Origin of the sequence: Okeania sp. SIO2B3 (genome assembly GCF_010672525.1) — a bacterium.
Taxonomy (GTDB): Bacteria; Cyanobacteriota; Cyanobacteriia; order Cyanobacteriales; family Microcoleaceae; genus Okeania.
The window spans coordinates 16,602-27,552 of sequence record NZ_JAAHGH010000069.1; the positions used below are offsets into that span (position 1 = coordinate 16,602).

At 37.8% G+C, this 10,951-nt stretch carries 6 protein-coding genes and 1 CRISPR repeat array; all 6 genes read left to right on the forward strand.

Going from position 1 to position 10,951, the window contains the following annotated elements:
- The first annotated feature begins 21 nt into the window (after positions 1 to 21).
- The 6 genes from cas10 to F6K15_RS27670 are packed head-to-tail and all read left to right on the forward strand — an operon-like array spanning position 22 to position 8,952.
- Positions 22 to 3,045 carry a type III-B CRISPR-associated protein Cas10/Cmr2 gene (gene cas10, locus F6K15_RS27645; protein ID WP_293067167.1) on the forward strand — a complete coding sequence of 1,008 codons (3,024 nt, stop codon included), beginning with the start codon at positions 22 to 24 and terminating at the stop codon, positions 3,043 to 3,045.
- 2 nt (positions 3,046 to 3,047) lie between these two features.
- On the forward strand, positions 3,048 to 4,235 hold the full coding sequence (locus F6K15_RS27650) for a type III-B CRISPR module-associated Cmr3 family protein (RefSeq protein ID WP_293067170.1): 1,188 nt from the start codon (positions 3,048 to 3,050) through the stop codon (positions 4,233 to 4,235).
- A 2-nt stretch (positions 4,236 to 4,237) separates the two neighbouring features.
- Positions 4,238 to 5,065, forward strand: coding sequence for a type III-B CRISPR module RAMP protein Cmr4 (cmr4, locus tag F6K15_RS27655; protein WP_293067173.1), 828 nt, complete (start codon positions 4,238 to 4,240; stop codon positions 5,063 to 5,065).
- Positions 5,066 to 5,077: 12 nt separating this feature from the next.
- Positions 5,078 to 5,509 (forward strand): type III-B CRISPR module-associated protein Cmr5, encoded by a 432-nt coding sequence (locus F6K15_RS27660; RefSeq protein ID WP_293067176.1) that lies wholly within the window; start codon positions 5,078 to 5,080, stop codon positions 5,507 to 5,509.
- A 19-nt stretch (positions 5,510 to 5,528) separates the two neighbouring features.
- A complete protein-coding gene (locus tag F6K15_RS27665; RefSeq protein ID WP_293067179.1) occupies positions 5,529 to 7,340 on the forward strand; it encodes an RAMP superfamily CRISPR-associated protein in 1,812 nt (603 codons plus the stop codon).
- 28 nt (positions 7,341 to 7,368) lie between these two features.
- On the forward strand, positions 7,369 to 8,952 hold the full coding sequence (locus tag F6K15_RS27670) for a hypothetical protein (protein WP_293067182.1): 1,584 nt from the start codon (positions 7,369 to 7,371) through the stop codon (positions 8,950 to 8,952).
- A gap of 404 nt (positions 8,953 to 9,356) precedes the next feature.
- Positions 9,357 to 10,949: a CRISPR direct-repeat array (repeat unit 36 nt; unit sequence CTCTAGTGCTTCACCCGAAGCGGAATTAATGGAAAC).
- Positions 10,950 to 10,951: the final 2 nt, after the last annotated feature.

The window sequence follows — 10,951 nt, forward strand, 5'->3', positions numbered from 1 at the left end:
ACTATAAATTTCAGAACTGCAATGAAGATTAACTATCACCGTAAAATTTATGCTTTACTACAAAGCACAACAACATTATCTGCCCAAGAAATAGAATGTTTAAAGGATAAATTAGAATATCTAGAACAATGGTGGGAAAATCAGGGACAAAAATGTGCAGAACTAGCACAAACATCAGACAGAGTTACTCTGAAATCTAAATCTGACTTGGACTTATCTAATATAGAAGTATGTCATCTAATCAGTGGGCAAAAACAGGAATTAACCAAAATTGATTATCAACACTTTCAGCTACCTCAAGAAATAGGGCAAGATGCAGAAAAAACATTTTGGTGGCTTTGGCGTTTTTATCCAGAAAAATTAAGAAAACAGCAAAAAAATGCCTTACTACTACCAGCAGATCGAGTTTTACCAGACTGTCCGCGTCACAGTTACAATAGTACAGTTTCAGCATTAACAGGAGCAATATTTCCTAATAAAAATACTGAAACTCACCCACATTTATTATTATTTACTTTCTCTCCAGTACAGGAATTTATTAAAGCATCTCGTAAATTTCTCGACTTTTGGGCAGGGTCTTATTTATTGCATTATTTAGGTGCAAAAATGTGCTGGTATATTGCCTGTAAATATGGTCCTGATGCTGTGATTACTCCCTCATTGTGGGGACAAGAAATTATTGATGCTTGGATTTTACAAAAGTATCCAGAGTTTAAAAAAGAATTTAAAGAACCATCTAATAATAATAAGTACAATGACCCTGTAAGTAAATTTAATAAAGGTGAATCAGTCAGTCTAAGTACAGCAGGTTTCCCTAACTTAGTAACTGCTATTTTACCAGGAAAAAATGCAGCAAAAGCAATGGGAAAAAAGCTGGTAGAGAAACTGAAAGAAGATTGGATAGATATTGGTATTAAAGTTAGAGAAGTTATCAAAAAAGAAGTAATGGCTTTTGCCAGTCAACCAAAAAAAAGAGAAAATTTCTGGAAAGATAACGCTAAAGATTTTATAGACTTGGAAAAGTATAAGAGAGAGTTGGAAAAGTGGCAACATGGAGGCAACTGGGAATGGAATAAACTTTGGGAAGCGCAACTAGATAATACTTGGGAAAGTTATTGGACAGTTGTACCTTTGGGCGACCCCGAAAAACCATTAGAAATAAATAAGGATAATGCAGAGACATGGTTAAAAGCACAGACCAAACTATCCCAAACTCGTCAAGAAATTCCAACTCAAGCAGAACAACAATTTTACGAACAATTTAATGTCGGTACATGGTGGGGTAGTTTCCAAGGTCGTTTGGGGCAGTCCATTCAAGCGGTGAAAAATACTCGCACCTGGCAAATACCTGTTGCACCAGGAGAACGTTCCACACTTTCAGGTCAGTATAGTGCAGTACATCCCGGTCTCAACTACAATAAATTTCGAGAAGGTGCAGGAATGTCTGCTGGAAATATGCGTTTGTTTTGGCAAGTCATGGCAAAAGTCGAGGCATTTCAGGGTTTATTCAACGGTTCGGAAAAGTTGAATGCTCTGGAGTTGACAAAGCGGATGGCATGGGTGTATGGAGGAGTTGCTGAGTCATTGGGTGTTAGTATCGAACAGGAAAAATATATTGCCTATAATACACAACCAGATACTGATGATAATGAAGAACAGTCTAACTCAGAAAATCAACAATTAGATTATGAAAAATTTATCCGTTTTCCTAACCTAACTTCCATAGCAGCAGCAAAGTTTGCTTACGAACATCCGCAAAAAGTAGCTGAATATTGGGGATGTCTAAATGCCAAATTGAAACAGTCTAATTTCACTAGCAGACAAAAGAGAATTTTCCGTGCTAAAACCCGTCGCTCATTTCAAGTGAGAAAAACGGATAAAGTATTAGGAAGTAATGGCAACATTAATTGTAATGGGGTGATGTTTTCTAGCAAGTGGTTGGCTGAAGACATGAGTCTAGAAAGAGACCAGATATCCGAGCTAAGAAATATTGTAGACAAAACTCACAAAGAATGTGGTTTTGGCGACAGTAGTCCCTCAGACTGGTGGGCAATAGTCCTCGGTGATGGCGACAATATGGGTAAATATGTCAATGGTAGTAGGTTAAAACCATATAAAGATTATATCAACCAAGATGCTATTGAAGAGAAACAACGGCAACAAATAGAAGCAGTGCTTCCAGAATTTATGGAAACCCGCAAACGCATGGGGCCAGCGACTCATGTCGGTCTCAACCGCGCTCTATTAGACTTTTCTAACCGTCTTGTACCCTATCTGACTGAGGAAAGATGTTGCGGAAGGGTGGTTTATAGCGGTGGGGATGATGTAATGGCAGTTTTGCCCGTGGAAGACTTACCAGAATATTTGCGCTCGCTCCATGCTGCTTGGCAAGGTGGAGAAGACTCGGAGTTTGAAAGTGAAGGAGGTTATTGGTTTCCCAAAGATGAGACAGTGAAAAATTCTAGTTTAGATAAGCGTCCTTATTTTACCATGGGAGCAGGAGCAACAATGAGTATGGGTATTGTTATTGCTCATAAAAGCGTTCCCTTGCCAACCGTACTTGAGAGTTTATGGACGGCAGAAAAAGACCGAGCTAAAAAAATTCCGGGAAAAGACGGGTTATGTTTTCGAGTAATATACGGTTCTGGTAATACATTGGAAGCGTTGATGAAGGGAACGTTATTATCTCAATGGCATGAGTTACTCAAAGTAGAAAAGTATAATGAAGCATTTAGTCCTCTACTTTATAGGTTAGCTGAAGAGTTACCACAACGTTGTCTAGTGACAGAAAACCTACGTTTGTTCAGGGAAGCTGCCAGCGTTATTATTAACCGTCGGGAAGATAGTAAAAAGTTAGACGCAGGTAGTGAGAAAAAACTGTTGGCATGGTTGGATAATTGGGAAGAATGGGCATTTAGTGCTTCTGAGCATGACGAGTCAGCTTTGGGAACTAAACCGGAAGACTTGGGGAGGTTGCTTAAGTTTACCGGATATTGGATAGATAGAATGTGCGAACGTGAGAAGTGGGTAAAGGAGGGTAATTAAAAATGAAATGGTACAAACTCACACCCTTAGACGTGCTATTATTTAGAGAATCAAAACCTTTTAGTCCAGGAGAAGCATCATGGGCAAAAGGAATTTTTCCACCCCTACCGTCAACAGTATTTCAAGCATTACGGACTGCACTACCAACTTATAACCCGAAACAACCCATACGAGATTTAAACTTTCTCGGTCCGTTTTTAATGGATAGTTCTCATACCCTGTGGTTGCCTACTCCCAAAGATTTGTTAGCAGTGGGAACTAAACGAGAGGGAGATGATAAAACTGAGGGTGATAACTATAAAGACAGTGCTAATACTTGGAGTCGTATTACCCGACTTGTTCCTAGTAATAGTCTGGAAACATGGAAACATTTAGAAAATTCTCAGTCTGTTTCGGCGATGGTGCCGCCTGAGTTGCAGTCTAATGAATTTATCTGCGGACGACCAAAACCTTGGATCAAAGCAACTGCCTTGGGTAAATATCTACAGGGGGAAAATTCTTTTGAAACTAATGATTTTGAGGACGATCCTTGGGAGGTACAAATTTTACCACATATTGATATGCAGGAGGGAACTCGTCAAGTCAAGGTAGAAAGTGGATATTTTACGGAGGTGGCAACACGCATCAAACCTGGTTGGCATTTTGTGGCTGCATTTGGTAAAAAACAAACTGAGAATGAGGAGTCACAACAAAATAATATTACAGAGTTACAACAAACTGTGGTACGTTTTGGTGGGGAAGGACACCGCGCTCTGGTTACACCTATAAATACGCCTTCAGGTTGGAGAGGTTTAGGAAGTTACCAACAGTCAAATACTGAAAGCTGTTTTGCTTACTTATTAACACCAGGGTTAGCTGAAGCTGAAACAGGGGAACCTATTTATGGGGTTTATCCTCAAACTTGGCTGGAAAAATTGGCAGGTTGTGTGAGCGATCGCCCGTTAATGTGGGGTGGTATTTCTAATATTCAGCGTCGTCTACCTACTTCTGAACCGAAAAGAGCAACTGAGAAGGGAGAAGTAGAATTTTCCCTATTACCTCAAAGGGCGTTTGTACCTCCGGGGACGGTGTATTTGTTTAAGGAGAATAAGTTGCCTGACGAACTGCAGTTAATACCGACTGTGGGTAGTAGTTGGGCGACGACATTTCAGATGTTAAATTATGGTAAATTATTATGGGGGAAAAGATAACAATGAAAGCAAATTTAGGATATTTATACCTTCTGTCTCCTTTGCACACAGGTGGCACGAGTCAAGAAGGAAATATTGTTGGTATCGCTCGTGAAGTTCACACAGACTTACCATATTTGCCTTCTAGTACAATACGCGGTCGTCTGAGAGCAGCGACATCGGATAACCTAAGAAATAACTTATGGGGAAACACTTTGGAAGATGTGACTAATGGTGGGGATGAAAATCTCACTCAAGGGAAGTTATGGGTTGGAGATGCTTTTATTCTCTGGTTTCCCGTACCTTCTCTCAGTCATGGAGTAGTTTGGATAACATCTCCTTTTCTCCTCCGTCGGTGGTTACGGTTAGTTAATCCAACTTGGGAAAGCGATCGCCAATTAACTGTTCCATCTGTTGGTAGTTTTAGTGGAGGAAATAAAAAAAATCTTTATCTTAAAGATGCTATTTTTGATAAGACAAACTTACAAGAATGGAAAAAAGATAACTGGCAAAAATACATTCCTGGAGGTAACGAAGAAACTAAAACTATTTCTAATGTACTGATTATTTCCGATGAAGATTGTCAAGTATTAATTCAATCAAGTCTTTGGCGACAAGTCAAAATTAAACTTGATGAAAAGAAAAGTGTTGATGGTGGTTTTCGTTATGAAGAAGCTATACCTCCTGAAACAGTTATGTTTTTTCCTTGGGGTAAGAACACAATAGTTAATGGCACAAGTCAACAATTGATTGAATCTTTCAAAAATAATGTTTTAAAACAAGAAAATTGTTGGCAATTTGGCGGTCAAGAAAGTTTGGGTAGAGGATTTGTTGAACTTTGGAGTAATTAAGGAGAAATTATTATGCTACAGTATGACCCTCGGAGTATTTCTAGTAAGGTTTATCAGAATCTCAAAAAATTAAAGGATGAGACTCCTAACAATTCAGACCAAAAAGAACAAAAAAGTCAAGCTGTTGAACTTTATAATTACATAGCAACTTGGGGATTATTAAGATTAAAAGCTGAGGAAGTAGCTCTCAATCAAAACAGCAAAAAAAAGACAGTTAAGTGCTTTTTTAAAACCTTGGCAAAAGTAGCTTTTCCTGATGTTGATTTGCATCCAATTTCTCAGTCTGAAGAGTCTCAAGGAATTGAATTTCTAACTGGACGTTCAACCTCTGAATATTTAGGTTTAACAGCTTTAGCGTTGCAGGTAGCTCGTGAATTTGCATTTTGGTCAGAAGCTATCTATGCACATTTAAAAGACGCGGAAAAAAATCATAAGTCAAACTAAATAATAAGGATAATTGATTATGCCTGATAAACCTTCACCTTGGTTAAAGCACCGTTTTTTATCACCAAAATTTAGTGAAAATTCTAGTTTTGTTGAATATTTACGTTGGATGAGAATACAGTTACTAGATAGTCAGCCAGAAAAAGGTACTATTGATAGTGGTACTGTTTTAGAATTGTTTGAAAATTTTCAAGATAATGACTGGTCAGAAAGTTTAAACCGATTAACAAAAAGAACGAGAAAATTAGCAGATGAATCTTTTAAAGTTTTTTGTCCATGGCGCATTAGAGTAGGAGGAACTAAGGGTCCTGAGTCAATGCTTTTACCAGCGTTTGATGCTTTAGGAATGCCCTATATTCCTAGCAGTACATTGAGAGGAATTGCTAGGGAAATAGCTACTCAGGATGAAAATTTTACAGAAGAAAAAGTCAAAGAAATTTTTGGGCATATTGATGATGGAAAAACCAAAATGGGTCAGGTGATATTTTTAGATGCTTATCCTCTTCCTGGCAAATATAATCAAGGTGGTCTTTCTCCAGATATGGCAAATCAAATTTGGAAGTGGGAGAACAACAAACCGCCTGAATATAATACTAATCCAAACATTTGTATTTCTCTAGAGAAACCCACTTTTGTAATTGGTTTACGGCGTACAGCAGGTTGCTCTGATGAGACTTTAAAGTTAGTAAGAAATTGGTTGATTAAAGGGTTATCTCAAGGTATTGGTTCGAGAGTTAATTCTGGTTATGGTACTTTATTAATTCCAAGTAAGAATGAAGAACTAAAAAAGCAAGTTATCCGGAAACCGATAATTATTAAAGTAGAATTTGAACTTGAAGGACAACTAATTCACGGTAGACAAGATTTTGCTGGTTGGAGACAAAAAAGAAATAATAATGGATGGAAACCTCCTGGTGATGCTGTACCAGAAGTGCGCCCAACAGCTTTTCGTTCTATGTTACGTTACTGGTTTCGCGCTCTAGCTTTGGGAGTTTTAAAACCACAAAGAGTACAAGAGTTGGAAACAGAGATATTTGGCGGTATTGAACCGGAAGCTAAAACTGGTTTGTTTCGACTAGAAGCAAGTGGAAAAATTAAGTCGGAACCGACTGATAACGATCCTGGTTCAATGTCTGGTCAGTTGACCTTGCGTCGTAACTCTTTATCGATTTTGAATGAAACAAATAAGGAAAAATATGAAGCTTTAGGTAGCTTACTTAAAACTCTAACTTGGCTAATGTTTCACTTAGGTGGAGTAGGTCAAGGGGCAAGAAGACCTTGTTATGAAAGAACATCTAGTAATCCTCTTTGGCGTGGTGCAAATTTATTTCCCGATCTAAAAAGTAAAGATAAATTTTGGTATTTGCCAAATAAAATTTCAGAATTTCAAAAGTTATTTGTGCAGCATTTACGAAATTTTTATCAGTCTCTGGAAGTTTTTTCAGAAAAAAAAATTAATACTAATTCACTACTATCTGTAAGCACTAACAATAAGTGGGCAGAAGCTGTTGATAGTAATTGTAAAATTGTAGTTTGTAGTGGTGAAAGTTCGGGCAACAAAGAATTTGCTCTTTCTGTTTTACACAGTTCAGATCTTAAAAAAACAGGAAAGAAAGGGTCAGATTACGACCCGGAAATATGTGGGGGTGTACAACCAAAAGCTATTCCTTCTCCTGTATGGATTAGGGAATTAAATTATGGTGGTGGGATTGATTTCCACGTTGTAACGGTTTTTGGTGCAAAAACTGGTAAACGTAAGGAATTTTTAGACAAACTTAAAAATCAGGCAGGTGAAAATTATCTAACAATTTTTCCTTTACCTAGAAATTAGCTAAATATTCAATCAAAGGAGCAATAATATGGCTATCCTAATTGCCAACATTGGCACTTCAGATTTAGCAGTAAAAATTGAAGAATATTACATTCCTGTGGGGTTTGACCGCAACGAACCAAATATTGATTATTCTGACTTAACGGAAGATGAGAAAATTATGTGGGAACAGCAGAAGTTAAGACAGGAATATATCACTGAATACTTATGTCCTGAGTTAAATGTTGCAGTCGATTCAAATAATCCTAAAAATCCTTTTTCTTTCCTAGAATTGACTGAAAAATTACTCAATGCCTATCAACAAGATGAGGAAAAGTGGCATCCTCGGATTCGCCCCGGTAGAATTAGTGGGGTAATTCAAACTGCTGTGGAAAAGTTTAAAGTCAAGGATATTTACATCTTTGTTACTAAACAAAAAGATCCACATCCCCAAGATTCTATTTATCTGTTTGATATCTTGCAAAAGTGGTTCAAAAAAGAACAAAATATTCAGCTAATTCCTGAGATTATACCTGCTAATATACCTGCCGTTGATTTAGATAATTTACTCGATTACTATTATGGTGTTTTTGTTAAATATATTAGTAAAGATAGTGAATTATTCATCAGTCTTAAAGGTGGAACGCCTCAGATGAAAACTGCTATTTCTATGCAGGCATTTGCTTCTTCTATTAATAAACAAATTTTTATTGACCCCGTGTTGTCTCCTGCTAAAATATTAGCTGGAAAACCTTCTGATTGTCTGTTAACTTCTTATTGGCGTTATATGCGAAATCAGAAGTATCAAGATGTGAAAATATTGTTGGAAGAAAGATGGGATTTTGATGGAGCTATTCAGTTAATTGAGCAATGGCAGGATACTTTAAAGTTTTTGAGTTCTCACTTAGACGATATCAAGATTTCTCAGATTAATCACTTGATTTCTCAAGTTATTAGAACACTCAAAATTGCTAACTATTGTTTTAATTTAGACTGGAAAACTGCTCAAAGTATTGTTAATAAAAATTCGGCTAAAATTTCGGGGAAGATTAGTAATCAATTCCAGCCCTATAGTCTTTTACTTAATCTCTATACCCTATGTCACATTTATTATGAATTGAATCAGATGGCTAATTTTTTAGTAGGAGTCAGTTCTTTTTATGAAAAGGTATTGGAAATAATAGCTAAGAATTTGGGTAAAAAACAAGATTATCCAGAAAGAGGTAATCGCTATGAAAAGCTATATTTTTTAGATGAGAGAATCAGTAAAAATTCAAGGCAATATGAATCTTGGTTGATTATAAAGAAATGTCTAAATAGCTTAAATTTTTGGTGTAGTAAACGCAATAGATTTATTCATCATGGTGAGGGAATTTCTCAAGAGTTAATGCATGAATTATATTCTCAAACAGAGTTATTTGCTCAAAGAGGTAATCAATATGAACGGGAAGATGCCAGAAATGCTTGTTCTCCTGATTCAATTTTAGATGTAATGACGGAAATCCTAGAGACTGATTTCAATCTCTTGCCCAACCAATATCAGAGATATGTGGGTACAAAATCTGACTATTATATTTATTCTGCTGTCAGAAAGTGGGCGATCGATCAGTTAATGGATGAAGGATTGAAATAATGCGATCATAGCGGGTCTGGTTCAGCTCTATTGATGGCCAGTTTTTTTTCTTAAAAATAGGTATTAATTTGAGGTTGACAATCTGTCTACTAAAAGTTAAGATTAAAAGTAATGGGATTGGTATAAAGAACCTCGATAAATGAATAGCAGAAACTTTTTAGTCATTTTTAGTCTTTTAGGAGTGGTTAGAAGGTTGTTTTTCATCTTTGCATGGTACCCCATCGACGCACCTCGCGGAATCGCTGAAACCCTGATTCTTTCGTTGAACTGCGTCGATGCCATGCTAGGAGCGGGTTTGAGGGTCGTCATTTTGGCAAAATTTACCGATTTGATTTTTTAATCAAAGGGGTAGGTACATTTGGGGGTCTGAAAGCCTTATTCTGTCGTGGTTCTGAAACTGAACTCTCTAGTGCTTCACCCGAAGCGGAATTAATGGAAACAAGATGGTTGGTGTTTTATTGAGAATTTTCTCTGCCCACCTCTAGTGCTTCACCCGAAGCGGAATTAATGGAAACTTTCCAGCATGTTTAAAGCCTGTAATTGCTAAGCCTGCCAATAGACTCTAGTGCTTCACCCGAAGCGGAATTAATGGAAACTTTTAAGGTTTTTCCGCCCAATCTATTTCGTATTCTCTAGTGCTTCACCCGAAGCGGAATTAATGGAAACATTAACGGTTGTTGTTATTATCGACTTTTTTTAACTCATCGACTCTAGTGCTTCACCCGAAGCGGAATTAATGGAAACCTTAATGGCTTCTGACAACGCCTCTCGACGAAGCTTGCTCTAGTGCTTCACCCGAAGCGGAATTAATGGAAACTTTTCTTGGTTTTAAGGCTAAAGTTCGCATATCAACCTCTAGTGCTTCACCCGAAGCGGAATTAATGGAAACCAAAGTGGAGTAGAAGAAGGTTTTAACCATCTATTTTTTCTCTAGTGCTTCACCCGAAGCGGAATTAATGGAAACATTTTTGTCATGCCAATCATGTTTATTTGACATTCTCTAGTGCTTCACCCGAAGCGGAATTAATGGAAACAAGCTGGTATAAACGTTAGTTGAACTTTTCAATAGTCTCTAGTGCTTCACCCGAAGCGGAATTAATGGAAACACCTAGGACGAACCCTAGGGTTTTTTGCAGTGAACTCTAGTGCTTCACCCGAAGCGGAATTAATGGAAACAAGAACTTGCATCGCTGACCCGATGATGCAAGCTCCTTCCTCTAGTGCTTCACCCGAAGCGGAATTAATGGAAACGTTTCTCCGTACTTTTGATTGCTGAAAGCTCAGCTGTGCAATCTCTAGTGCTTCACCCGAAGCGGAATTAATGGAAACGTTGAACGGGTGTGTATTTTATACCCATTCCACTAACATCTACCTCTAGTGCTTCACCCGAAGCGGAATTAATGGAAACGTTTCCTGTTGCTTCCGGAGATATTGTTTAATATCGTCCAGTTCTCTAGTGCTTCACCCGAAGCGGAATTAATGGAAACATTTAGGGCAACAGCTGAAGATGTTTATCGCACTTGTCACTCTAGTGCTTCACCCGAAGCGGAATTAATGGAAACTTGTTGGCCAGATATACTGACCTTTATTGAATCTTTCTCTAGTGCTTCACCCGAAGCGGAATTAATGGAAACATGACTGCTTTCGAAGAAGCCTTTTAATGCTTCTTTGACTCTAGTGCTTCACCCGAAGCGGAATTAATGGAAACTTCTTGGGTTCTCTTATTATGAACTCTTGAGTGCGAGTCTCCTCTAGTGCTTCACCCGAAGCGGAATTAATGGAAACATTGTGCCGTCTTCCGATTCCGTTGCACGTGCTGTCTCTAGTGCTTCACCCGAAGCGGAATTAATGGAAACAATTCTGGTCTTTCCAAATTTTCTGAAATGTAAAACCCCTCTAGTGCTTCACCCGAAGCGGAATTAATGGAAACGTATTGCATTAGCTGGTTATGTTTTGGTGATCTCTAGTGCTTCACCCGAAGCGGAATTAATGGAAACAT

Bases quoted from the DNA above. Each gene is read 5' to 3' on its own strand.
- F6K15_RS27665 (WP_293067179.1), top strand. From the start codon at position 5,529: ATGCCTGATAAACCTTCACCTTGGTTAAAGCACCGTTTTTTATCACCA.
- cmr4 (WP_293067173.1), top strand. From the start codon at position 4,238: ATGAAAGCAAATTTAGGATATTTATACCTTCTGTCTCCTTTGCACACA.
- cas10 (WP_293067167.1), top strand. From the start codon at position 22: ATGAAGATTAACTATCACCGTAAAATTTATGCTTTACTACAAAGCACA.
- F6K15_RS27670 (WP_293067182.1), top strand. From the start codon at position 7,369: ATGGCTATCCTAATTGCCAACATTGGCACTTCAGATTTAGCAGTAAAA.
- F6K15_RS27660 (WP_293067176.1), top strand. From the start codon at position 5,078: ATGCTACAGTATGACCCTCGGAGTATTTCTAGTAAGGTTTATCAGAAT.
- F6K15_RS27650 (WP_293067170.1), top strand. From the start codon at position 3,048: ATGAAATGGTACAAACTCACACCCTTAGACGTGCTATTATTTAGAGAA.